This window comes from Paenibacillus sp. P5_B5 (genome assembly GCF_056400365.1).
Genome location: NZ_JBFULK010000012.1, coordinates 135,882 through 159,798 on the forward strand (window position 1 = coordinate 135,882; position 23,917 = coordinate 159,798).

At 41.4% G+C, this 23,917-nt stretch carries 20 protein-coding genes; 16 read left to right on the forward strand and 4 right to left on the reverse strand.

Going from position 1 to position 23,917, the window contains the following annotated elements; translation table 11 throughout:
* Nucleotides 1–159: 159 nt before the first annotated feature.
* The 7 genes from AC1DOK_RS16605 (at nucleotide 160) to AC1DOK_RS16635 (ending at nucleotide 7,004) form a co-directional block, all read left to right on the forward strand.
* Nucleotides 160–1,428: a sugar ABC transporter substrate-binding protein gene (locus AC1DOK_RS16605; protein WP_477555416.1), complete on the forward strand. Its 1,269-nt coding sequence runs from the start codon at nucleotides 160–162 to the stop codon at nucleotides 1,426–1,428.
* 87 nt (nucleotides 1,429–1,515) lie between these two features.
* The gene (locus AC1DOK_RS16610) at nucleotides 1,516–2,403 is read left to right on the forward strand and encodes a carbohydrate ABC transporter permease (protein WP_477555417.1); all 888 of its coding nucleotides are present in this window, start codon (nucleotides 1,516–1,518) and stop codon (nucleotides 2,401–2,403) included.
* A 16-nt stretch (nucleotides 2,404–2,419) separates the two neighbouring features.
* The gene (locus AC1DOK_RS16615; RefSeq protein ID WP_477555418.1) at nucleotides 2,420–3,277 is read left to right on the forward strand and encodes a carbohydrate ABC transporter permease; all 858 of its coding nucleotides are present in this window, start codon (nucleotides 2,420–2,422) and stop codon (nucleotides 3,275–3,277) included.
* Nucleotides 3,278–3,442: 165 nt separating this feature from the next.
* On the forward strand, nucleotides 3,443–3,901 hold the full coding sequence (locus tag AC1DOK_RS16620) for a chemotaxis protein CheX (RefSeq protein WP_477555419.1): 459 nt from the start codon (nucleotides 3,443–3,445) through the stop codon (nucleotides 3,899–3,901).
* A gap of 104 nt (nucleotides 3,902–4,005) precedes the next feature.
* Nucleotides 4,006–4,788, forward strand: coding sequence for an SDR family NAD(P)-dependent oxidoreductase (locus tag AC1DOK_RS16625; protein WP_477555420.1), 783 nt, complete (start codon nucleotides 4,006–4,008; stop codon nucleotides 4,786–4,788).
* Nucleotides 4,789–4,882: 94 nt separating this feature from the next.
* Nucleotides 4,883–6,343 (forward strand): DEAD/DEAH box helicase, encoded by a 1,461-nt coding sequence (locus AC1DOK_RS16630; protein WP_477555421.1) that lies wholly within the window; start codon nucleotides 4,883–4,885, stop codon nucleotides 6,341–6,343.
* A gap of 118 nt (nucleotides 6,344–6,461) precedes the next feature.
* The gene (locus AC1DOK_RS16635) at nucleotides 6,462–7,004 is read left to right on the forward strand and encodes a hypothetical protein (protein WP_477555422.1); all 543 of its coding nucleotides are present in this window, start codon (nucleotides 6,462–6,464) and stop codon (nucleotides 7,002–7,004) included.
* Between the two features lie 2 nt (nucleotides 7,005–7,006).
* Here AC1DOK_RS16635 and AC1DOK_RS16640 read toward each other — a convergent pair whose 3' ends face one another.
* The gene (locus tag AC1DOK_RS16640; RefSeq protein ID WP_477555423.1) at nucleotides 7,007–9,919 is read right to left on the reverse strand and encodes an MMPL family transporter; all 2,913 of its coding nucleotides are present in this window, start codon (nucleotides 9,917–9,919) and stop codon (nucleotides 7,007–7,009) included.
* 191 nt (nucleotides 9,920–10,110) lie between these two features.
* Here AC1DOK_RS16640 and AC1DOK_RS16645 point away from each other — a divergent pair, with 191 nt between their 5' ends.
* The 7 genes from AC1DOK_RS16645 (at nucleotide 10,111) to AC1DOK_RS16675 (ending at nucleotide 17,976) form a co-directional block, all read left to right on the forward strand.
* A complete protein-coding gene (locus AC1DOK_RS16645; protein ID WP_477555424.1) occupies nucleotides 10,111–10,686 on the forward strand; it encodes a TetR/AcrR family transcriptional regulator in 576 nt (191 codons plus the stop codon).
* A gap of 113 nt (nucleotides 10,687–10,799) precedes the next feature.
* A complete protein-coding gene (locus AC1DOK_RS16650) occupies nucleotides 10,800–11,732 on the forward strand; it encodes a sugar-binding protein (RefSeq protein WP_477555425.1) in 933 nt (310 codons plus the stop codon).
* 3 nt (nucleotides 11,733–11,735) lie between these two features.
* Entirely contained in the window at nucleotides 11,736–13,199 is a 1,464-nt protein-coding gene (locus AC1DOK_RS16655; protein ID WP_477555426.1) for a sensor histidine kinase, read from the forward strand.
* Nucleotides 13,174–14,484 (forward strand): response regulator, encoded by a 1,311-nt coding sequence (locus AC1DOK_RS16660; RefSeq protein WP_477555427.1) that lies wholly within the window; start codon nucleotides 13,174–13,176, stop codon nucleotides 14,482–14,484. The genes AC1DOK_RS16655 and AC1DOK_RS16660 overlap by 26 nt, the downstream gene beginning before the upstream one ends.
* Nucleotides 14,485–14,699: 215 nt before the next feature.
* On the forward strand, nucleotides 14,700–16,070 hold the full coding sequence (locus AC1DOK_RS16665) for an ABC transporter substrate-binding protein (RefSeq protein ID WP_477555428.1): 1,371 nt from the start codon (nucleotides 14,700–14,702) through the stop codon (nucleotides 16,068–16,070).
* A 98-nt stretch (nucleotides 16,071–16,168) separates the two neighbouring features.
* Nucleotides 16,169–17,155 (forward strand): carbohydrate ABC transporter permease, encoded by a 987-nt coding sequence (locus AC1DOK_RS16670; RefSeq protein ID WP_477555429.1) that lies wholly within the window; start codon nucleotides 16,169–16,171, stop codon nucleotides 17,153–17,155.
* A 50-nt stretch (nucleotides 17,156–17,205) separates the two neighbouring features.
* A complete protein-coding gene (locus AC1DOK_RS16675) occupies nucleotides 17,206–17,976 on the forward strand; it encodes a carbohydrate ABC transporter permease (RefSeq protein ID WP_477555451.1) in 771 nt (256 codons plus the stop codon).
* 122 nt (nucleotides 17,977–18,098) lie between these two features.
* Here the strand turns inward: AC1DOK_RS16675 and AC1DOK_RS16680 are convergent, their stop codons facing one another.
* A complete protein-coding gene (locus tag AC1DOK_RS16680) occupies nucleotides 18,099–19,394 on the reverse strand; it encodes an aminotransferase class I/II-fold pyridoxal phosphate-dependent enzyme (protein ID WP_477555430.1) in 1,296 nt (431 codons plus the stop codon).
* Nucleotides 19,395–19,642: 248 nt separating this feature from the next.
* On the opposite strand from AC1DOK_RS16680, the gene AC1DOK_RS16685 reads away from it, so the two are divergent.
* Nucleotides 19,643–20,125, forward strand: a complete 483-nt coding sequence (locus AC1DOK_RS16685) for a GAF domain-containing protein (protein ID WP_477555452.1) — start codon at nucleotides 19,643–19,645, stop codon at nucleotides 20,123–20,125.
* Between the two features lie 703 nt (nucleotides 20,126–20,828).
* On the opposite strand, the gene AC1DOK_RS16690 is transcribed toward AC1DOK_RS16685, so the two are convergent.
* Both AC1DOK_RS16690 and asd read right to left on the reverse strand, forming a co-directional pair.
* Nucleotides 20,829–22,091, reverse strand: coding sequence for an MFS transporter (locus tag AC1DOK_RS16690; protein ID WP_477555431.1), 1,263 nt, complete (start codon nucleotides 22,089–22,091; stop codon nucleotides 20,829–20,831).
* 29 nt (nucleotides 22,092–22,120) lie between these two features.
* Nucleotides 22,121–22,915 carry an archaetidylserine decarboxylase gene (asd, locus tag AC1DOK_RS16695; protein WP_477555432.1) on the reverse strand — a complete coding sequence of 265 codons (795 nt, stop codon included), beginning with the start codon at nucleotides 22,913–22,915 and terminating at the stop codon, nucleotides 22,121–22,123.
* Between the two features lie 49 nt (nucleotides 22,916–22,964).
* Here asd and AC1DOK_RS16700 point away from each other — a divergent pair, with 49 nt between their 5' ends.
* Nucleotides 22,965–23,861, forward strand: coding sequence for a DUF6612 family protein (locus AC1DOK_RS16700; protein WP_477555433.1), 897 nt, complete (start codon nucleotides 22,965–22,967; stop codon nucleotides 23,859–23,861).
* Nucleotides 23,862–23,917: the final 56 nt, after the last annotated feature.

Sequence of the window (23,917 nt, forward strand, 5' to 3'; positions counted from 1 at the left end):
ATTATTTTGATTGTTTGATAAGGGGAAGTTATACTGGATTTTTTAGGGGGTGCTGGTAAAGATCTGCATTACTAATTGATACTTATTGTTCTTTTCTTTAGAAATAAAATTTGCCAAAAGGCAAACAATAACAACTAAGAATACTTGGGAGGAATTAAAATGCGTAAAAAGACATTAGCAATTAGTTTAGCTTCATCATTACTACTTACTGGAGTATTAACAGGATGTTCGTCATCTGATAAAGATGAGACAGAAAAAGGTGCTGCTGGCACTGACAAGCAAGTTGAAATCAATGTATGGGGAATGGGTGAAGAAGCCAAATCCCTTCCAAAAATGGCTGAGATGTTTGAAAAAGAAAACCCTGACATTAAGGTTAAAGTACAAGCATTGCCTTGGGATACAGCTCATGACAAATTACTTACAGCAGTAGCATCCAAAAAAGGTCCAGACGTTGTACAAATGGGAACAACTTGGATTCCTGAGTTTGCGAATGCTGGAGCACTTAAAGACTTAACACCGTTCCTGGATAAATATCCAGAACTTAACCAAGATAACTTCTACCCTGGATCCATCCAAACGGGTACTTATGAAGATAAATATGTAGGTGTGCCTTGGTACATCGATACTCGCGTTCTATACTACCGTACTGATTTGCTGAAAGAAGTTGGTTATAATGAAGCGCCAAAAACTTGGGATGAAATGTTGGATGCTTCCAAAAAGCTAGCAGAGCGTGGCAACAATAAATTCGGATATGCACTTGACGTTAAAGAACAATCATTAGGCTTCATGTTTGCTCGTCAAAACGGTTCCGAACTGATCGATGCTGATGGCAAACCACAATTTAACAAGCCTGAATTCGTTGAGGCAGTAAACTACATGAATAAATTCTTCCAAGATAAATCCGCTCCAGTTGATCTCGGTATGGACGTAATTCAAGGCTTCCGTGGCGATGGTGTAACACCGATGTTTGTCAGTGGTCCTTGGATGGTTAAATTGATCAATGAACAAGCTCCTGAACTAGAAGGTAAATGGGCAACTGCAGTACTTCCTTCAGGTAAAAAGAACAACTTCTCTTCACTTGGCGGATCGAACTTGTCCGTATTCGAGTACACAGAGAATGAAGAAGCAGCTATGAAATTCGTATCGTTCATGAGCAAGCCTGAATCTCAATTGAAATGGATGGAACTTACAACTTCACTTCCATCTACCAAAGTAGCTTGGGAAAATGAAAAATTGAACTCTGATGCAAACTACAAAGTAATCGGTGAGCAATTGCAAACAGCAGTTCCTATGCCGCTTATTAAGCCATTTGAGGAAATTGCTCAAAACTTCATAAGCAGCTTCGAGCGTATCTACCGCGCTGGTGCTGATGTACAAACTGAAATGGATGCATTCAACAAAAAAGCGGAAGAAATTATGAAAAAATAATGTTGGTCCACGAAGCTAACCGGCTCTAGTAGTCGGTTAGCTATCATTATCCATATACCTTGGACTAAAGGAAGTGACTGACTCGACATGAAAAGCTTGTCTGGCAAAAAAACACCTTATTTCTTTATTGCGCCAGCAATTATATTGCTGACTATATTTTCAGTGCTACCAATCTTCATAGCACTTTTTATCAGTTTTACTAATATGGACTTAGCAGGACTCGCAGATTATTCCAACGTGAAGTTTGTGGGGATTAAAAATTATTTGGATGTTCTGGCTGACCCTGTATTTCTAAAATCTATTTTAAATACACTGTTCTACGTTATTATTGGTGTACCTCTTGTCGTTATCCTTTCAATGAGCATCGCGGTACTAATCAATCTCGGAACCTCCAAGTTCTTTAAAGTGTTCCGCGTTGTATATTATTTGCCTTCTGTTACAAACGTTGTCGCGGTTGCGGTTGTTTGGGCCTTCTTGTATAACCCTACTTATGGGCTGTTCAACTATATACTTGAAGCGATTAATTTGCCTGCGGTCCCGTGGCTGACAGACCCAACAATTGCGAAATTATCTCTGATCCTTCTCGCAATATGGAGAGCGATTGGTTTGAATATGATTATTTTCATTGCTGCTTTGCAAGGTATTCCTAGGTCTTTGTACGAAGCAGCACAGCTTGACGGAGCGACAACATGGCAGCAGATCGTTAAGATTACACTTCCGATGCTGCGCTTTGCGATTTTCTTCGTATCGATTACGACGATGATCGGATGGCTGCAGTTCTTCGAGGAGCCATTGATTATGACTAAGGGCGGACCGCTTGATGGTACGATGTCAGTAGCCCTATTTGTTTATAAGAATGGTTTCCAATTAAGTAACTTCGGTTATGCAGCGGCAGGCTCATTCGTCTTGTTCATCGCAATCATTACGGTGACTTTGTTCCAATTCCGTATGCAAAATAAAGAATCAGATTATTAAGAGCGGAGGTGTAAAAGTGAAATCAGCTGCCGTATCAACAAAGCGTAGTAAAGCTCCTAATAAAGATAGAGTTTTTCAATGGACAGCCGGAATAATTTTGGCATTGGGCGGGATTCTTTTCATCTTACCATTTGTCTGGATGATTCTCTCCTCGCTTAAAACGGAGCAAGAAATTATTTTAATTCCGCCGACATTGTTCCCTCAAGAAATTACATTTGAGAACTTCAAGAAGCTATTTGAAGAAATGAATTTTGCGGTTTATATGAAGAATACGCTGATCATCGTTATGTTCTCGTTCGTCGGGATGTTCCTGAATGCGATGGCAGGCTATGGTTTTGCCAAATACAAGTTTAAAGGCAGTAATAAATTATTTATTATGGTGCTTGCAACTATGATGATCCCTGGTCAAGTAACGATGATTCCTGTTTATTTGATTCTGAATGAAATGGGTTTAACCAATACGATGATCGGTATTGTACTGCCGGGTCTCGTCGGTGCATTCGGGATTTTCTTGTTCAGACAGTTTATGACCACGATTCCAGATGAAATTCTGGAAGCGACAAGACTCGATGGAGCAAGTGAATTCAGGACTTTCTGGCAAATTGTTGTTCCTGTCTCCAAACCGATTCTTTCAGTGCAAGCAATTCTAACCTTTATTGCAGGGTGGAACAGCTTCCTGTGGCCGTTAATTATCGCGAGTGATGAGAAGTACTATACACTCTCTGTCGGTTTGTCTCTATTGAAAGGCCAGTATGGAGGAAACAATGCCCTTCAAATGGCAGGTGCTACTTTCATGGTTTTACCAGTAATCATTGTGTTTATCGTATTCCAAAAAAAAATTATCGAGAACTATACAACTTCAGGCTTAAAATAAATCTTAAATGGAACCTTGAGCAATATGCTTTTGCAGCTCAAGGTTTTTTTGCGACAAAATATTCTTAATAAGTATACTTATTGGACAATTTTAGTTATAATGTAAAAATAAAATGTAGAAATAAATCGCATATTCATGTATCCTCTTCGATAAGGAGTAAATCCGATGAAAGCTGAGTTAATCAATCCATTTCTAGAATCGGCAAGATTTGTGATTGAACAGGTTGCGAATGTAAAGCCAACGACTGGACAATTAAGCGTTAAGAATATCGGCTTGCTCGATCAATATATTTGGATTCAAATTGGGATGACTGGACAATTAGAAGGCGATATAGTTTTCGGCTTGGAAGAGTCTGTAGCACTCAAGGTTGTATCAGCAATGATGGGCGGATTTATTCTACATGAAATGAATGAAATTGGTCATAGCGCAATTTCAGAGCTTAGTAATATGATTTCGGGTAACGCTACTACATTACTGTATAATCAGGGCGTGAAGGTCGATATAACCCCTCCTAAGTTAATGGAATCGTTGCAACGCAAATCTATTGATGGCAAGAAAGCACTCACGATTCCTCTCATAATGGATGGAATTGGTGAGCTTAACATTCAGGTAATTATTTCTTAAAAGTTATATAATAGAGAAAAAATCTGGGGCGGCTAACAAATAGTCGTCTATTTTTTTGGTGTTGGCGGCGAAGCCGATTCTACTTACTTGTGTGAGGACGGTGAATGGTATTGAATTTATCGGGTAAAGTAGTTGTCATAACTGGGGGAACCAGTGGGATTGGCGCTGAAATGGCGAGAGAGCTAGTAGCAATCGGTGCGATTCCGATCATTACGGGTAGATCGCATGAGCGTCTGCAACAAATGGTTCAGCGTTTAGGTGGATCAATCGGTATCTATGCGTTCGATGTCAAAGACGATAATTCTACTCGTCATGCATTTGAACAAATAGAGCGAGATTATGGTCAAATCGATATTCTCATTAATAATGCGGGATTTGGTGTGTTTGAAACATTCATGGATACTCCAATCGAGAAATTCGTAGATATGATGGATGTTAACTATATGGGAATAATACGTTGTACGAAGGCTGTGCTTCCGGGAATGATGAGAAGAGGAAGTGGACATATCGTTAATATTGCTTCGATTGCTGGCAAAATGGGAACAGCTAAATCAACTGGTTATTCTGCTTCGAAGCATGCTGTACTTGGCTTAACGAATTCTCTTCGTCAAGAATTAGCGGCTACAGGCATCAAAATAACTGCGATTAATCCTGGACCAATCGATACGCCATTCTTTGCAACAGCAGATCCTTCGGGTAATTATGTGAAGAGTGTGAAGTCCTTTATGTTGAAGCCTGAGAAGGTAGCGAAGGTTGTCATTCAATCGATTAAACGTGGGAGTCCTGAGAAGAATTTACCGAAGCTATTCGCTTTTGGTGTGGTGTTATCGCAGCTATTTCCACGTACATTTGATCGATTTGCGGGTCGCTTTTTGAATAAGAAATAAAGCGTGTGAGCTTTGTGGTTTGTGTGTATACAGAGCGATAGCTTATAATTGGACTTTGAGAACAAAGTGTACGTACAGAAAAGAGGATTAGGCGTTGACATTAAATAATGGATTTCGTGAATTAGGAATTAATGATAGATGGATAGATGCACTTGAGGCAGAGGGGGTCACATCTCCAACGAATGTTCAAGCTGAAGCGATTCCGGCTATCCTAGCTGGAAAGGATGTAGTTGCTCAGTCTCAGACAGGTACAGGGAAGACGCTTGCTTATCTTTTGCCCATGTTACAAGCAATTGATCTATCGAGTAAGCATCTGCAAGCTCTCGTTATTGTGCCGACTAGAGAACTTGGCGTTCAAATTCTGCAAGTAATTGATTCTTTGACAAATGGAATGGATAAGGAGCATAAGGTTCGCTCTCAGGCACTTATCGGTGGGGCAGCATTATCCCGTCAAGTGGATAAGCTCAAAGAGCATCCACATATAGCAGTTGGAACACCGGGAAGAATTGTAGAATTACTTCGGATTCGTAAGTTGACCGTTCATCATGTGCAATCCGTTGTAATAGATGAGGTTGATCAGGTCTATGCTTTAGGTTCAGTTAGTGAACTTGATACGATACTCAAAGGCATGCAGAAGACAAGACAGCTGTTATTCTTCTCAGCGACTGTAACGGATACAGTCTATCGTGCAGCACACGAACGTATGGAAGAGCCAGTAGAAGTAGCGATTAACCCTGAACAACTCACTTCAGCAACAATCGGGCATCAGTACTATGTATGCGAGGAACGCAATAAGCTAGATACCTTACGTAGACTGATACATATACTGAAACCGACCTTAGCCATCGTGTTTATTAATTCAACATCGGATGTTAGTGACGTCCTGTCTAGATTACAGCATGTTGGTTTATCTGCACATGCTTTATCGGGCTTTGGTGGCAAAGGTGACCGTGCTCAAGCGATGCAAGGATTCCGTGATCAGAAGTTCCAACTGTTATTAGCGACGGATGTAGCCGCGCGGGGACTTGATATCGAAGGTGTTACTCATATTTTCCACTTGGATCTTCCAATTAACAACGAATACTATTTACATCGTGTGGGTCGTACTGGACGTATGGGTCGCAAGGGGATGGCAATATCTATCGTTACACCGAAGGAAGTATGGATCGTTGAGAAAATTGCGAAGCAATTGAATATCGATATTGCGCTTAAAGAGATGTTTGGAGGTAAGATCATCGAACCAGGTGGAGCTAAGAAGCCTGCTTCATCGAAGAATACATCTCATTCGAATAAAGCTTCCTTCGAGCAGGTTGGGGCTAAAGCTAAGTCAACCAGTAGGGATCAGCCTACGAATAGTTTGACCTCTGGTCAAGCGTCAACTGCAGCTTCAGGAGCGAATAAGTCATCGAATACGAAGGATAAGCACAAGCAACCTGGACAAGTTACTCCTCCTAAGAGAAAGAGTAATAAAGAGCTTGAACGTGAACGTAAGAACAAAGGTGCACCCAAGTGGCTTAAAGCCAAGCGAGATGACAGTTCTTCCGATAAAGTATAAGACTTATGTTAGTTGTAATCACAGGAGCTTTCCCAAAAGTAGAGTTTTCTATTTAAGGGGCAAGCTCCTTTTTCACTCAAGATTTTAGCCTAACAAAGATTAAAGGAGCGTATGTGATATGCTTAGGAAAATTCTATACACGCTCTTCATCCTAATTCTCGTACTAGTGATTTTTGCTGTAGGTATACTGTTCTATATAAAGCCTGACCGTGAGCTTAACTGGACCTACAATAAGGTTTCGATTACAGATAAAGCGTGGCAGATGGTGAAGGACTTTAAATTAGAACTCGATCTATCAGAAGATGAGCTCAATGATTTGTTCAAAGAGCATTTTGCTGATAAAGCTAAATTGCCTAATGGTATTGAAATCTTAGGTACACATTTTGATTTGCAAGGAAATAGTGTAGTCGCTGATATAAACTTAGAGTGGAACGGTATGGTTGATGTTGGTGCACGAGTCAGATTTGATCTGGAATGGCAGCAAGGAAACCTCGTAGTGAAGCATTCTCAGACCAACTTTAAGGCGATCCGCATTCCAAGCAATATGTTTCATATTCCCACTGTTCGTATACCGATTGATTCTAAGCTGCCTGAATGGGTAGCCATTAAGGATCTCACCTTTGAACCCAATCATATCCATATTAAGTTTAAACTAAAATAAAATTATTTCTCGAATGAATTTATGGTTGGTTTCATTGGTTCCTTCTGTGCACGTGGGCGTAGTGGCCACCAATTCGCTTCACCGAACAATACTGTAATCGACGGAATGACAAGCCCCATCATCACTGATGAGTAAACGATTAATCCGATCACGATTCCAGCTCCGAGCTGGAGTAAGGTGGTAACCCCAGCAGGCATGAGAGCTGCGAAGGTTCCTGCCATAATGAAGGCAGCAGAGGTGATGACGCCGCCTGTTGTTCGCATGGATTTGCTAAGTGCACTAACCACGTTTCCTTGGCCTAGTTTATATTCCTCTTTGAAGCGGGACATCAGGAATATATTGTAGTCTACCCCTAGAGCAACTAGGATGAGGAAGAGGAAGAAGGAAACGGACCATGAAAGCCCACTGAGTCCGAGCAGTCTAACGAAAATAAACTCTAGAATCCCCATCGTCACAAGATAATTAAAGGCAAGTGAAGCTAATAAATAAATGGGCATTACGAGTGACCTTAATAAAAGAATAAGAATGACAAATATTCCCGCTAGCATAAGTCCACCAGTATAAATGAAATCACTAGCTGAGATTTCCTTTAGTTCCGTATATTCAGCTGTTGTTCCTGTTAATTTAATCTCCGCTTCTTGAATGGAAGTACCTTTCAAGCTCTGTTTAATCGAAGCTTGAATAACGGGAATAGCGTTCATAGCGTCAGCGGAATAGGGATTAATGTTAAACACAATTTCTAATTTAGTAATTTGACCATCCTTAGATACATAAGCATCCAATGCTTTTTGGATCTCTTCGTTCTCAGTAAGCATAGTAGGAGGTAAATACCAACCAGCAATTTGTTTAGATCCATCATCCACTATGCCTTGCTGAGCTTCCGCGATTTGCCCTAAGCCCTCTGTCATTTGGGATATCGCATTACTACCTTCTCCAAGACCAGAGGAAAACTGTGTAATTCCTTTCTTCAGTTCTCCGACTCCTATCACAACTTTAGATTGACCTGTAGCAAGTTGCCCTATTCCATCCGAAATCTGTCCAATAGAAGGGGCTAGCTGAGAAATCCCTTGATTTAATCCTTGCAGCCCTTGGCTAGTTTGTGTTAAACCGCCAGAAATGCCTTTACCTTTGGTTACTAGACTCGTATAGAGAGGCTCTTCTGCAAGGTCTGGATATTTTTGAACTAGTGCATCTAGATCACCATTCATGGACAACGCTGTTTGCTCAAGCTGAGAAGCTGCGCCAGTTAATTGCTGAGCACCTTGCTTAGACTGATTTAGTCCACCCGCTATTTGCCCTAAGCCTTGCTGAGTTTCTTTCATTTTGTTAGCGATTAAGTCAGCGCTTTGTTGTAGTTTGTCTATATTGCCTATATTACTGTTTAATTCAGTATTCGCCTTTTGCAAGCCTTCACCAAGCTGTTGTACGCCTGAGCGTACATCCGTTATGGCTTTGGTCGTTTGCTCAAGCTGACTTGGTACAGTTAACTCTTTGATTTGCTTACCAAGTGGTCTTGCAGCAGATCGAACTTCTTTGACATGTGCCAGCTTGCTAATGTCACTGCTAACTTTCTCTAGTGCAGCGATACTTTCAGGCGTACGCATCGAAGCGTTAGCTGTAATAACGGCTGTAACCGGAAGCACTTCACCAGAAGAGAATTTGTCTTCAACGGTACGGAAGCCCTTCACAGCAGATGAGCTTTGGTTCATTTCGCCAAGATCATCGAAGGATCGATTTCCTTCGTATAGAAGTGTTACAGGTGTCAGTACAACAATGCAGCATATTAGAACTAGTAGAGGACGTTTAGTCGATATTCGATTAAACGCGGTCCATACCTTCGAATCTCGATGCCCTTCTCCAGACTTCACTTTAATCGGCCAGAACATAGCTGGTCCTAGAATGAGCATAATGGCAGGAGCCAGTGTGACCGCAGCTAATAAGGTAATCGCTACACCAACAGCAACTCCAGCGGCAGATTGATATAGACCAAATTTGGCAAATCCGATAAGAAAGAATGCGATAAACACTGTGCTACCGGCGAATAGGACAGTTCTACCAACCGATTTGACCGTTTGGATAAGAGCAACGATGCGATCAGGCGTCTTGGATAATTCTTCTCGGAATCGATGAATGAGTAGGATACAGTAATCTGTACCGGCACCGAACATGACTGCGATTAGGAATGTTTCTGTGAATGTAGATACGGGTAATCCTAGTTTAGCGAATGCTGCAACAAGACCGCGAGTGATGATGAAGGAAGCTCCAATTGTAAGTAGCGGGACAAAGGGTGCAACTGGTGACCGGAACACGATGAGCAGAATGAGAACTACAAGAATAATTGTTAAAACTTCCGTTTTACGAAGGCCATCTTCAGCGGAATGACTATAATCAATATAGATTGGTGCTGAGCCTGTGAATTCAATTGAGGCACCTTGGGGTACATCTTTCATGAATTCTTTCAGTTTACCAATACTATCCGAGGTATCAGCGACCTGTACGTCCTTAGGTAATTCAACGACAAGCATCTCGGTTGTCTTATCTTCAGAAACAAACTTATCGACTAGGGAAGGATCATCAAATTGGGATAAGACTCCCGATATGCCAAGAGTAGATTGATCACGTTTTAAATCGCTAATTTTATTCTGGAGCCATAATTGATCGTTCTCTGTTAATCCGTTCTCACGATTAAAGACGATCACTGCATTTGATTTGGACTTGTGGTCAGGACTCATCGAATCGAGAATTTGTTGTGCTTGAACAGAGGCGGCATCCTTCGGAACGAAGCGCCATTCTGTTTGTCTAACGATTTGACCTAGATCAGGAAAAACGAATACAGAGCCGATTGCAGCAACGATCCAGATGATTAGGACAATCCATTTTATTCTGGCAAGGCCCTTTAACCAAGCATCAATCATAACCCACCTCTTATCTCCATGTAAGGATGATTTTACCATATATATTTTAGTTATATCCATAATATAACTCGTGGTCAAGTGAATTTTGTACTCATGGTCATAATTTATATATATCACTGGTGTTCTTATTTTTGTATACTGAAGACAGTAGAAGCTGTACACTTTTCAATCCAAGTGGGTGAGCGTTTCCTATGAATCGTGAGGTTAAGAAGCAATTAACACGCCAGAATGTACTTAAGGCTGCTATTGAATTATTTGCAGAGCAGGACTATGAAGCGACCACAATTAATCAGATTTCAGAGCGAGCGGGGATTGCCAAAGGCACGTTCTTTAACTATTTTGCCAATAAAGAAGATTTAATTTGTGATATTCAGGTGATGTGGGCTGTAGATGAGGTGCGCAAAATTAAGGAGCAGCCAGGGCTTCTTATTCCGCATTTACGTTATTTGATTATGCAAATTGATCAATTTCATATGACTAGGCAGTTCATCTTAGCCGTGAATCAGGGGAATCTCTCAAGTCCCAAAGCGATTCGTAATCAGCTGGAGCAAATTGATGAGCTGCTTGTAGCATTGACAGAAGTAATTGCAGAGGGTCAAAGGCGGGGAGAATTTACTCGTTCGATGCCCCCTGAAATGATTGGTGAAATTGCCATACAAACGTATCTCGGAACGAGATTATACTGGGGGATGGGAAGAGGAAATTCGAATATTGGAACCCAGATGGCCGTAACTTTTGAATTGTTATTTAAGTCGATCACTAGCTAGATCAAGCTACTTAGAGTTGTCTGAAGTCTTACGGACTGAATGGAGGGAGACATATTCGTAAAATAACAGATATCAAATGGACGGTTAGTTTAACGGTGTTACTTGCTATTTTTGTGTATTTGTTAAGCTATTTTGCTTACTCCTTCTATACGATTCAGGGGATTGTTAGGGAAATTGAGGATATTGGAACGGATACCGTTAAGCCTAAGCATATTGTGCTTATTTCTCAAGAACTCGATAATACGTTCTGGCGAACAGTCGAGAAGGGTGCACGCGAGGCGACTAAGCAGTGGGATATTCAAATGGAATATATCGGACCTTTTAGACTCAATGTGGAGGAACAGACGAAGCTATTAGATAAATATATTGCTGCGAAAGTAGACGGTATTCTCATACAAGGCGTACATGGGGATTCTTATCGTAAGCTGATTGATAAAGCGATTGAGAAGGGAATTCCAGTTGTTACGATCGATACCGACGTTCCTTATAGTAAACGTATTGCACATGTAGGAACGAATCATTACGAAGCGGGGAAAGGGCTCGCTGAGCTAGTCGTGAAGTCTAGTGGTACGTCGGGTAAACTGGGGATTATAGTCGGCAGTCTAGAAGCACTTGATCAGCAGCTTCGATTAGAAGGATTTCGTTCTGTAACTGATTTATATCCAGGCCTACAAATTGTTCATATTGATGTCTCGAATATTTCTAGGATACAAGCTGCACAGACGGCACAGACAATGCTTACGGAATATCCCGATTTGAATGTGATGGTCGGACTTAGTTCACTTGATGGGCTTGGGATTATGCAAGCTGTAAACACATTAAATTATCAGAATAATTTGAAAATATATGCCTTTGATGATCTGCCTGAGACTCGTCAAGCACTTGCTAAACAAGAAATAGAGGCTAGTGTTATGCAAATGCCTTATATTATGGGCCAAGAAGCTGTTCGATTATTGCATCAATCTATGGAGGGACAGCAAGTACCAAGCAGCCAGTATTCGGAAGTGAAGATTTTAAATCATACGAATGCATTACGAGGGGGATAACCGATGAGTATTCGCATGAAATTGTTTATTTTTATCCCTCTGATGGTCATTATGGTGAACTTAGTTACAATCATTATTTATCAAAGTGGTCGATCCATTCAGGAAAGCTACAACTTAATGCTTGATCGCATCCTATTATACAAGCAAATCTCGCATAAGACGGAGGATAATTTACGTATTCTCAGTAGCTATGTGGTGGAGAAGTATCGTTCGCAGTATACGGAGTTTGAAGAATTGCAGACAGAGCTTAATGGTCTTAAAGGTCAATTGTCGGAGAAGAAACGGAATGCTGCTTACGATCTTGCACTAGGTAATTATATGAATCTCCTCCAAACCTATTTAGATGCTACAGATGCCGTCATCGTTGCACTCGATCAGAATGATACGCAGAACTATGTGAGTGCTTATGAAGAAGCGGAGAATACGGCGACATACATCAAAGAAGATCATCAGAATTTAGTGGATATGGAGCTTAGCTTTTATCAACCCTTATATAAGAAAATGCTGTTGACAACGAACAATATGAACAAGATTGACCAAGGTTTACTCATCACCAACTTGGTGCTTGGATTTTTTTTCACGATTTGGTTATCCCAAAGTATTACAAGGCCAATCGGGGGCCTATTGCATACAGCTAGACAAATATCCAAAGGCAATCTAGAAGTAGCACCTCCTCCAATACATAGAAGCGATGAGATTGGTATTCTAACGATTGCATTCAGGCATATGCAGTTAAATATTAAAGAGCTGATGATCCGGGATCAAGAGAGGATGGAACAGGAGCGCCTTGTTAAGGAACTCGAAATTAAAGCATTACAGAGTCAAATTAACCCGCATTTCTTATTTAATACGCTCAATGTGCTTTCTCGGCTTGCTCTGCTCGAAGGAGCGGAGAGAACAAGTGATTTGACTGTGTCAATGTCCAATTTACTTCGGTACAATCTGCGCAAGCTAGATCAAGCCGTTACGCTTCGGGATGAAGTTGATAATGCCAAGGAATACTTTACAATTCAGCAGGCTAGGTTTCGTGATCGTATTTCATTCCTTACAGAAATTGAAGAATCGACTTTGGATCAAGTTATTCCGAGCCTGACACTGCAGCCTATTATCGAGAATGCTTTTGAGCATGGTATTGAAGGGATGGAAGAGGGGGCTTATATTAAACTGCAAATTCATCAAGAAATCGATCGAATTGTCATTCGAATTATCGATAATGGCGTAGGTATGAATGAGGAGACAAGGCAGCTGCTCCTACAATTCAATGCAAATAACAGCACAGATATTTCTAGAAGTCATTCTACAGGACTCGGTACACGAAATGTATTTAGACGGCTGCAGCTATTCTACGGGGTGAATGATTTGATTGAGATTGATAGTACAGAAGGATGTGGAACTAGCATTTGCATTCGAGTACCTATCCGGACAAAGGGGGATTTACTTCATGTATCGCTTGTTAATAGCAGATGATGAAGCACTCGAACGAGAAGGCTTAGAATGGATGATTTCGCGAATGATGCCTGGCGTGTTCGAGATATATCATGCTGAGAATGGACGGATGGCGATTAAGCAAACCGAACAGTTCCGACCTGACATAGTTCTAATGGATATCCAAATGCCTGGTATCAATGGATTAGTAGCATTAAAGCAAATGAAGGAAAGTCATCCCGCTATCAAAATTGTAATGGTGACAGCATACGATTATTTCTCTTATGCGAAGGAAGCTTTAATACTTGGAGCTAAGGATTACATCCTTAAGCCGGGTAAGCGTGAGCACACGATCGGGACTTTGCAAAGATTAGTTGATGAGCTCGAATTCGAGGATCAGAAGCGAGAATCTGAGCTTAGAATGACCGAGAAGCTACTGCGGGTGATGCCGATTGTTGAGAACGAGCTTGCCCTTATGCTGATGCTGGATCAAGTTATGCATACAAGTATTACAGAGGCATCCGAATTCTTAAATATCAGCTTGGAGCGAGGCTCATCCATCGTTATCTCATGGGCTGAACAGCAAATTGGTAGAGCTGGGATCAAGCTGTTAGATAGTAGAAAAATCCTGCATGCTGTTAGTAATTACATGAAATCTAGAATGAACTGCATTGTAAGTCCTGTCATTGGAAAGCAGATTACATGTTTCCTGTTAAATGATGAGGATCAAATACAGGTCGCGAATAAGTTAGTTGATTATATTGGGAGTCAATTTAATGAAGCTGTTATCATCGGCGTTGGAACGCTGCAGAGCGGTGTTAGGGGGCTTAAACGATCGTATCTGGAAGCTTATTCCTGCTGTACACAATTAGATCTAGACATACATACGCAGGTACGAGATTACCATACCTTCTCTAATCAGCTAAAGAGAGGTTTAGCCTTAGCCGTTAATCATGCTGAAATGACATCTACTATAGATACGATGAAGACTGTAAGAGAGCAGCAGACAATAGTTGTCATTGAGAAAGCCAAACAATGGATTGCTCAGCATTATCAGGAGGATCTCTTAATGGAGACAGTAGCAGAACAAGTTCATTTAAGCCCATTCTATTTCAGCAAAATGTTCAAGCTGCATGTAGGTGATACGTTTATAGATTACTTAACTGATATTCGAATTCACAAGGCTAAACAATTCATTGAGGCAGGGGAATTAAGTCTCAAAGAAATCTGTTATGAGGTTGGCTATAAGGACCCCAATTATTTTAGTCGTGTGTTTAAGAAGATCACAGAAATGACGCCAACAGAGTATAAACAGCAGCGAATTTAATAGAAAGGTAGAGGACTTTTTTGTCTTCGGGCAAAAGAGTGCTAGCAAATGAAAGAAAAGTAAGCTTTCTTTCATTGAAAGCAAATGAGTCTAGAATCGGAGCAAATGAATGCAGGTTATAGGCGAACTGTAAGGTAGATGAATATGTTACGATTTTCATGTAAGCGAATTCATTCTGGAGCTTACACCTAAATCGAATAAAAGGGGAAATGAAAATGAGACATAAGACTTTAACTGTTCTATCAAGTGCAACAATGGCTATGGCGGTGTTAGCCGGCTGTGGAACATCCTCAAGCTCATCAACACCTGCACCATCAACACCGACACCAGCAGCAGCAACGACAACGACGCCAGCACCAGTAGCGACACCAGCTGCAGCGACTGCATCTACTGTTTCGAATAAACAGGTAGAGATTTTTAGCTGGTGGACAGGTGCTGGAGAAGAAGCGGGACTCAAAGGCTTAATTGAATTATTCAAGAAGAAGCATACAGATATTGAAATTATCAATGCCGCCGTGGCGGGTGGAGCAGGTACGAATGCCAAAGCAGTGCTCGCTAGCCGTATGCAAGGCGGAGATCCGCCGGCAACCTTCCAAGTTCATGGTGGAGCTGAGCTCAATACAGGCTGGGTAGCGGCAGGCAAAATGGATGGACTCAATGATCTTTACGAGAAAGAAGGCTGGAAGGATAAGTTTCCGAAGGACTTGATCGATCTTGTTAGTCAGGATGGTGTCACCTACTCTGTACCTGTCAATATTCACCGAGGCAATGTTATTTTCTACAACAAAAAAGTATTCGATGATAATGGGATTAAACCACCTAAGACATTCGATGATTTCTTTGCCGCAGCTGAAACATTGAAATCCAAAGGAATAACAGCATTAGCTTTGGGAGATAAGGAGACATGGACAGCTACACAAGTGTTTGAAGATGTCCTTCTAGGTAAGCTTGGAGCAGAAGATTATCGTAAGTTATGGACGGGTGAATTGTCCTTTGAAGATGCGAGGGTCAAGGATTCTTTGGAGACATTCAAGAAAATGCTAACTTATACGAATAAAGATCATGCAGCACGTAATTGGCAGGATGCTGCTCAGTTAGTTGCCAAGGGTGAAGCAGCAATGAACATCATGGGGGACTGGGCGAAGGGGTATTTCACCACAGATCTCAAGATGGAAGCCAACAAGGATTTCGGATGGATAACAACACCGGGCTCAGAAGGTAGCTTTATGGTCATTACCGATACATTCGGGTTACCGAAGGGCGCTAAAGATCCTGAATCTGTGAAGGAATTCTTGAAAGTACTCGGATCAGTGGAAGGTCAAGATGTATTTAACCCATTGAAAGGCTCTATCCCAGCACGTGTCGATGCTGATCCTAGTAAGTATGATGTTTATGGTAAGCAAACGATTGAGGAATTCAAAGTTAGCAAGTTAACAGCTAGTATGGCGCATGGTTCAGCAGCTCCAGAAGGCTTTGTGACACAAGCGAACCAAGCAATCAATATCTTCGTGAGCAAAGGTGATGTTGATCAGACAGCTAAAGCACTTCAACAAGCAGCAGCTGCTAATGGAATGGTTAAGAAATAACAGCTTCAAAGGCTTATAGATGGAGTCAGGTGGCTTGATTGAGCCATCTGACCCTAGTTGTGCTAGATGATTGTTAGGGTTGAATGGAGGAGCTTAACATGCAAGGTAGCGTAACTGCTCAGAAGCAATCGAACCCAAAGCTCGGAATAGGCCGCAAACAGCGAAGGCTCAAATCGGGTAAACTCGTTCCTTTTCTTATGATACTTCCGTCATTAGCGGCTATAGCTGTTTTCGTATACGGTTTTATCGGCTGGACAGGATACGTCTCATTATCCAATTGGAATACGCTTGTAAAGGATTTATCATTTGCTGGTTTAAGTAACTTTCAATTTTTATTCGATGATTTTCGCTTTCAATCGGATTTACGTAATACGCTTATGTTCACCGTGTTGTTCATTATTGCGACAACGATCATTGGCATGTGGCTTGCACTAATGGTTGATAAGCAAATTCGGGCGGAGACGCTGTTTCGGAATATATTTATTTTTCCAATGGCTTTGTCTTTTATCGTGACAGGTGTGCTGTGGCAATGGATATTAAATCCATCAACTGGAGTGAATCTAATCCTCAAGGCAATTGGCTTTACTGCGGAACAAGTTCCTGAATGGTACACCAGCATCAAGATCGTACCGGCAATTCCTTGGGGTCAAATTGATTTTGGTTTACCCCTAGCGTTAATAGCGGTTGTGATTGCGACTGTCTGGCAGATGTCTGGTTATACGATGGCGATGTATTTAGCGGGTCTTCGGGCAATCCCCGATGAACTGCGAGAAGCAGCACGAATCGATGGAGCTAGTGAGGGCCAAGTATTCCGAAAGGTTGTCTTACCACAGCTCAGAACTGTAACCGTTAGTGTGATGATCATTCTAGGACATATCTCTTTGAAAATTTTTGATTTAATTTTTGCCATGACAGGTTCGGGTGCGATGTTCGTAACGGATGTGCCGGGCGTGTTCATGTTCGAAACGACATTCCGGGGTAACCATTATGCACAGGGTGCAGCGATATCGATGATGTTATTAATTCTAGTATCGATCCTAATTATCCCTTACATTATTTCTAGCATGCGAAAGGAGGAGGGCTAATGCGTTCGAGTCGTGTGAATCGAATTCTGTTATATGCCATCCTCGCTATAATGGCTTGCTTATACCTTGTGCCTATATACGTATTAATTGTTACGAGTCTGAAAGGAACGAGCGAAATTACACTCGATCAAATGTGGCATCTGCCCAGTCAATTCAACTGGAGTGGTTATGCAACTGCATTTAACAAATTGGCGCCGAATCTATTGAATAGTCTATATTTAGCGATCCCTGCAACTCTGTTATCCGCTTTGTTTGGTTCACTAAATGGTTATGTGTTATCCAAATGGAGGTTCAGGGGATCGAATACTTTATTTGCATTGATGTTGTTCGGTATGTTTATTCCCTATCAGAGTATCCTCATTCCACTCATTCAATTTTTGCAGGAAATTAACTTGTATAACTCGATTCCTGGTTTGATTCTTGTACATGTTGTCTATGGTTTACCCATAAGCACACTGATCTTTCGCAACTTCTACGCTGGAATTCCAGATGAAATATTGGAGCAGGCGAAGATTGACGGGAACGGATTTTTTGGAATTTATCGATATATGATCGTTCCATTGTCGATTACGGGGTTTGTTGTTGTTGGGATATGGCAATTCACGAGTGTCTGGAATGAGTTTCTATTTGCCGTTACGCTGACCACACAGAAGCAACAACCAATCATGGTTGCCTTGCAGAATTTATCCGGCAGCCAGATCGTAGAGTGGAACGTGCAAATGTCAGGAGCGCTGCTCGCTGCATTGCCAACATTACTCGTCTATATTTTCCTCGGCAAATATTTTGTTAGAGGCTTACTCGCGGGATCAATTAAGGGATAAGACCAATTAGGTATAGAAGTTGTAGTCATAAATGGAGACAGACATAAGACAGGCAAAGCCAAAAGATCATAAAAAGGGCAGTCTCCTCGTAGAAAAATCTACTTGGAGATTGCCCATTTGTTTTATTTGCTAAGGTCTTGAACACCTTGATAGATGAGGTTGAATAAATCTTCGATATTCTCTTCTTCGATACAAGAGAATGCTACGCGTAGATCTGTTTCGCCTAGTGCGATTGTACCAATCCCGTATGCATCAAGCAGATGAACACGTAGTGCTTCCGCATCGACAGTTTTGAGCTTGAGGCACATAAAGTAGCCGGAGTTGAACGGATAGTAGCCCCAAACATCGTCATACTTGCCTAAATCAAGCACGTTCTTAACTTTATTCGCACGGCCCTTCATGATGTCAAACTTCTCTTGTCTTTGTTCGGCAAATTCAGGAGATTGAAGTGCATGTAGCACGAAGGTTTGGGAAGGATGCGGGCCAGATGAAATCGTTGCACGAATGATTCCCATTGTTTTCTGCTCTAATGCGGCGAGAAGAGCTTGACTGCTACCACCATATGTGATGAAACCAACGCGGAAGCCCCATACGTATTCTTCTTTAGTGGCTCCATCTACTTTAATTGCTAGAATGCGTGGGTGTAGATTTGCTAATTGTCCGAATAAAGATTCATGCATGGAATCCTCGAAGAATAATCCGAAGTAAGCATCGTCTGTTACTACAACTACGTTAATTCCAGCTTCAGCACCTGCTAGAATAGCTGCAACGATCTCACGGCCTTCTGCAGGTCCAGGAGTGTAGCCTGTAGGGTTGTTCGGGAAGTTAAGCACGACGAACGCTTTGCCTTTGGATTGTTGGGCTAGAATAGAAGCTTTAAGACCCTCTGCATTGAAAGTACCTTGTTCATTGTATAGTGGATAGTTAACGATTTGTGCACCACGACGAATACCGAAGGTCAACTCGTAGTTCTCCCAGTTCTTATCTGGAATAATAACAACATCGCCTACATCAGCGAAGAGGTCAGCTGTTACACTTAGACCATGCGTTAGTGCATTAGACACGATTGGGTTACCAAATGATTTGTCTGCCAAGGAAGGATTATCGTTGATCATCTTTTGGCGCCATACGGTTCTAAGCTCAGGCTTACCAGCAGGAGGAGCATATTCGTATAGATCTTTAGGGTTATAAGCGGATAATGTATCCTGAATAACCTTCAGATGCATAGGTTGTCCGTTTTCAATTGCAATACCAATCGTTGCATTATATTTCTTGGCTTTCACCTTAGCTTCTGCCGATTGGCTCAAGATTCCCTCTTTTGGGAAATAAATCTGTTTACCAAGGTCAGAAAGCATTTCGAATACATGTGGATTCTCGCGTTGTAAAGACTCATTCAATGATTTAGCTAGTTCGTTCATGAAGTTCATCCTCTCAAACCTTAGCGTTTTTACGGATAATTATACCACTTTGCTAAAGTCCCGTCACTGTAAGTTGTGTAAAAATGCTCAATATACTTGTATCAATTTTATCCGAGCTAAGTTATTACTTAATTATTCATACAATTTATAAATTTACTGGCACCCCCCTGTGGTATAATATGGGATGATTTGAACATATGCGAGGTACCAAGATACCGATCTAATTGAGAAAGCTAGAGGTGTTAAGATTGTTCCATCCAGAAATGTATTCAGGTACCAAAGAAGAACAATATCAACTGCTCATTAATCAGCTTCATGCTCTACTTGATGGTGAGCCTAATCGTATTGCGAACTTATCCAATTCCTCTGCTTTGTTAAATCAGTTTCTAACAGATATTAACTGGGTGGGCTTCTACTTACTTGACGAGAAGGGAGAGTTAGTTTTAGGACCGTTCCAAGGACTACCAGCATGCACGCGGATTAAACTTGGCCGAGGTGTATGCGGGACTTCAGCTGCGAATAGAGAGACATTACGAGTCCCTGATGTTCATCAATTTCCTGGACATATCGCATGCGATTCCGCATCTCAATCCGAGATCGTGATTCCGATTATCAAGGATCACCAGCTTATTGGTGTACTTGATATCGATGCTCCGATTAGGGAACGATTCGATGCAGTTGATCAGCAACAGCTTGAACAATTCGTCGAAGCGCTCACTCGTTATATCTGAATAACGAAAGGGGCTGACCTATAAAGTCATTTATATGACTTACACGTCAGTCCCTTTGCGATGTATATAAGAAAATTGTTCGTAAGTGAATTTTTTAGCTAATCTGACATGTAATAACTGGAATTTCTCCCTCTAATCTCAGACGTTCATCGCTATAGATTAGAATAGCGGGAAATCTTCCATCTATTTCATTAGGTCCAGCTGATTAGCTTGCAAAATCGTTAAAATAACAGGAGAATTTCCGGCTAATCTCCTTGGAAATCTGTATTTTTGGATAATAACAGGAACTTTTCCTGTTAATGAAGAGTTCGGCCGAGCGTAAATGCCAAACGTCAAACTTTGGACGTCCGACGATAAGCATCAAAAGGTTCAGCGTCAAACGTCTAACGAAATATAGCAAGCGTCATACGCCCAACCCCTGATAGCTAACGTCCAATGATTACTGTCCTTCGTCCATCATCCATCGTCCAACGATTACTGTCCTTCGTCCATCATCCATCGTCCAACGATTACTGCCCTTCGTCCATCACCCATCGCCCAACGATGTTCCGCTCCGTCTCTAGGCCCTTATGTGGGAATACCGAAACTAAAATCGTGTGCTTGGTCTATAAGCGTGACAAAGGGGCTTGCCCTTAAATAGAAAAGTCTATTTAAGAGTCAGCCCCTCTGCTATGTAAATAAGCAAGTTTATATTTAGTTCTGGTTAAGCAAGTTCCTTTTCTGTCCATGATTCAAGCTTCTTGTCTGATGGAAGCAGTAAAGATAATATCCCGAGTAGAGGAAGGAAGCCAACGGTTTGAATAACGGGTGAGATCCCGAAGTATTCAATTAATTGACCGATTGCGAGTGCCCCAACACCACCAAGACCAAAGGCAAGACCGATAATTAAACCTGATACAAGTCCCACATGACCGGGTAATAATCCTTGTGCATAGACGACAGTTACGGAAAAACTGGAAGATAGAATAAATCCTGTTACAGCTAATAAAGGATAAAGCCAATATTCATTCGTGAATGGCACGAGTAATGCGCAAGGTGCAGTAGCAAGCATAGACAATGCAATTACATTACGTTTGCCGAATCGGTCTGCAAGTGGACCGCCAAAGAATGTGCCGACTGCTCCTGCAATCAAAAATACAAGTAAATAAATTTGTGCACTCCCAATTGATATTCCATAAGCTTCTTCCAAATAGAATGCATAGAAGGATGAGATGGATGCGGAGTACCAAGAACGAACGAGCACGATCGCGATTAATAGCATCATACCCATAAGTATGGCTTTTTTATGTTCGGGCTTCATCTTCTTCTTTACTTTCATCTTAGTCGGAAGAACGGTTGTTTGCAGAACGCCGCGATACCATCTGGCAACGTAGATCTGCAGGAACACACCTAATGCTGCAATAAGAGTAAAGAAAATTGCGCCTATTTGTCCGAGTGGTATCAACACCCACTTGGATATAACGGGCTGCATGGAAGAGCCCGTGTTACCACCAACTTGGAATATGGACTGTGCAAGACCTTTGCGCTGACCAGCTGCCAAATGCGCAACTCGTGAGCCTTCTGGATGAAACACAGCTGAACCGAGTCCAATAAATACAACGCCAAGAAGTACAAGCGCGTAATTGGGTGCTAAACTTAAGAGCAGCATTCCGACTAACGATGAAGCCATGCCAAGCGGAAGCAGCATTGGGGTTGGCCTGCGGTCAGCATATAAACCGAATACAGGCTGCATGATCGATGACGTCAGTTGTATAGTAAAGTAAATCCACCCAATTTGCGAGAAGGATAGTCCCATTGACTCCTTGAGTACAGGGAATATCGCAGGAACTACGGATTGCAGTGTATCATTGCACATATGCGCTAATGAAATAGCGAATAAAATACGATAGGTGGTTGCATTCGTATTCGTTGTTGATTTTGGAGCTGCTGGCGCTTGCTGTACACTTGTATTCAAGCTGCTTCCCATGTTTGAACGATGCTCCTTTCAATTAATAGCTAGTGGGAGGCATTTATCAGAGTGCCCAGTTTTTCACCCATTTTCACTTTACTGCCTACATGTAGATCTTCACGTGGATTAAACGTATCATTCTCCATTAACAGTACTACCGTTGATCCAAACTCAAAAAAGGCAAGCTCATCTCCACGCTCTAATGATTGCTGAAGTCCACTTACGTATTGTATGGAAGAAACATTGAGAGCCCCTACTTTAATAACAGCAATTTCACCTTTATCATGCTGCATAATCGTGATTAGTCGTTCATTACGACTAAGTGTTTTAGGCATATGACGAAGTCCGAAATCGTTAACCGGATATACTTTACCAAGTACATGCTCAGACTCGATAATCGTTCCTGTTACTGGGGTGTGAATGCGGTGATAATCCGTTGGTGATAAATAGAGCACATAATAGAAACCGTGGTCATAATTAATTTGTCTCGGACTATGGTTGAGTAAATCTTCTACAGTGTAATCTTGGCCTTTGACGTTAACGATTAGACCAGCTTCAATTGAACCCATACCTGTGATCATACAGTCTACAGGTGAGATTAGTTGATCGGCACCTTGATCAATAGGGCGAAGTCCAGGCTTTAATCTACGTGTAAAAAAGTCATTGAGCGATCTATATTCGCTTAAGCCTTTCTCAGCATCTTCTATACGGATACCGTATGTTTTAGCAAACCGAGTAATGAATAGACGACTTGCAGAGGATTTAGCAAAGCTGCCTGTAATTTGAGAGACCCACTTTCGGGATGAGAGCTCTGTTAGTAGGCGAAAAAACGGTTTAGACATGGGTTCTTACTCCAATCTCCTTGTAATAATCAATATCTTGCCACAGATAATGGTTTTAAGCAATCTAGAAGTAAGTGGTACCAAATTGGAGAAATATGTGGTATTATGTACAATTGGTGGTTATTATCAAAATATTTTAAAAGGAAGTGCAATGATGGAATTATCTAAGAAAATGATGAAAATGTTGACTGTTCTTATGCTAGTGGGGGTACTTGTATTAAGCGGTTGTTCTACTGAACAGCTTAAAGCAGCTGATGTGTACAAGAAGACAGCAGAAGCTAGCCAAACAATGGAAAGCTTTAATATAGACATGGACATGAAAATGAACATGGAAGCAGGCACTGAGAAGATGGATTTTGATACAAAAATTGCAGCTGACATCATCATGAAGCCAGAAATGCAAATGGATATGAAAATGGACCTCTCCGTGCTTGAACAGAAAGTGAACATGCAAATGGTGCTTGTTAAGGATGGCTTTTATCTAAAGAATCAAACAGGCAATTGGACGAAATTACCTAAAGAACAAGTGGATCAGATAATCGGCAGCTCGATGAAAGACCAATATGATCCTTCTGCTCAAATCGATCAATTGAAGGAATTTGCTGATGATTTCTCCATGACAGAAACAGATGATGCTTATACGTTAAAGTTGACAGCAACAGGTGATAAATTTAAGAATTTTATGCAGGAAGAAGTCAAGAAGCAGCTGTCTTCCCAGCAAGCTTTTAGCAGTATGACTGCTGAAATGCCTGAAGTGACTTTTAACAAAGCTGAATATACTTATGTGATCGACAAGAAGACTTACTATCCAAAAGCACTCGATATGATTATGGATGCTGAGTTCACCATTGAAGGCCAAAAAGTTCATATGATCATGGATATGAAGTCCAAGTACAATAAAATTAATGAAGTGAAAGAAATTAAAGTCCCTGAGGGCGTTAAATAAGATGTTAGGTGAAAAAGCCTGTGCAGGCTGCTTATCAAAAGCAGTTTGCGCAGGCT

Coding starts and splice junctions, on each gene's coding strand:
- AC1DOK_RS16690 (WP_477555431.1), bottom strand. CDS start 22,091: ATGGGAAGCAGCTTGAATACAAGTGTACAGCAAGCGCCAGCAGCTCCA.
- AC1DOK_RS16700 (WP_477555433.1), top strand. CDS start 22,965: ATGGTTTTAAGCAATCTAGAAGTAAGTGGTACCAAATTGGAGAAATAT.
- AC1DOK_RS16660 (WP_477555427.1), top strand. CDS start 13,174: ATGTATCGCTTGTTAATAGCAGATGATGAAGCACTCGAACGAGAAGGC.
- AC1DOK_RS16605 (WP_477555416.1), top strand. CDS start 160: ATGCGTAAAAAGACATTAGCAATTAGTTTAGCTTCATCATTACTACTT.
- AC1DOK_RS16620 (WP_477555419.1), top strand. CDS start 3,443: ATGAAAGCTGAGTTAATCAATCCATTTCTAGAATCGGCAAGATTTGTG.
- AC1DOK_RS16645 (WP_477555424.1), top strand. CDS start 10,111: ATGAATCGTGAGGTTAAGAAGCAATTAACACGCCAGAATGTACTTAAG.
- AC1DOK_RS16670 (WP_477555429.1), top strand. CDS start 16,169: ATGCAAGGTAGCGTAACTGCTCAGAAGCAATCGAACCCAAAGCTCGGA.
- AC1DOK_RS16610 (WP_477555417.1), top strand. CDS start 1,516: ATGAAAAGCTTGTCTGGCAAAAAAACACCTTATTTCTTTATTGCGCCA.
- AC1DOK_RS16665 (WP_477555428.1), top strand. CDS start 14,700: ATGAGACATAAGACTTTAACTGTTCTATCAAGTGCAACAATGGCTATG.
- AC1DOK_RS16635 (WP_477555422.1), top strand. CDS start 6,462: ATGCTTAGGAAAATTCTATACACGCTCTTCATCCTAATTCTCGTACTA.
- asd (WP_477555432.1), bottom strand. CDS start 22,915: ATGTCTAAACCGTTTTTTCGCCTACTAACAGAGCTCTCATCCCGAAAG.
- AC1DOK_RS16680 (WP_477555430.1), bottom strand. CDS start 19,394: ATGAACGAACTAGCTAAATCATTGAATGAGTCTTTACAACGCGAGAAT.
- AC1DOK_RS16625 (WP_477555420.1), top strand. CDS start 4,006: ATGGTATTGAATTTATCGGGTAAAGTAGTTGTCATAACTGGGGGAACC.
- AC1DOK_RS16655 (WP_477555426.1), top strand. CDS start 11,736: ATGAGTATTCGCATGAAATTGTTTATTTTTATCCCTCTGATGGTCATT.
- AC1DOK_RS16640 (WP_477555423.1), bottom strand. CDS start 9,919: ATGATTGATGCTTGGTTAAAGGGCCTTGCCAGAATAAAATGGATTGTC.
- AC1DOK_RS16675 (WP_477555451.1), top strand. CDS start 17,206: ATGGCTTGCTTATACCTTGTGCCTATATACGTATTAATTGTTACGAGT.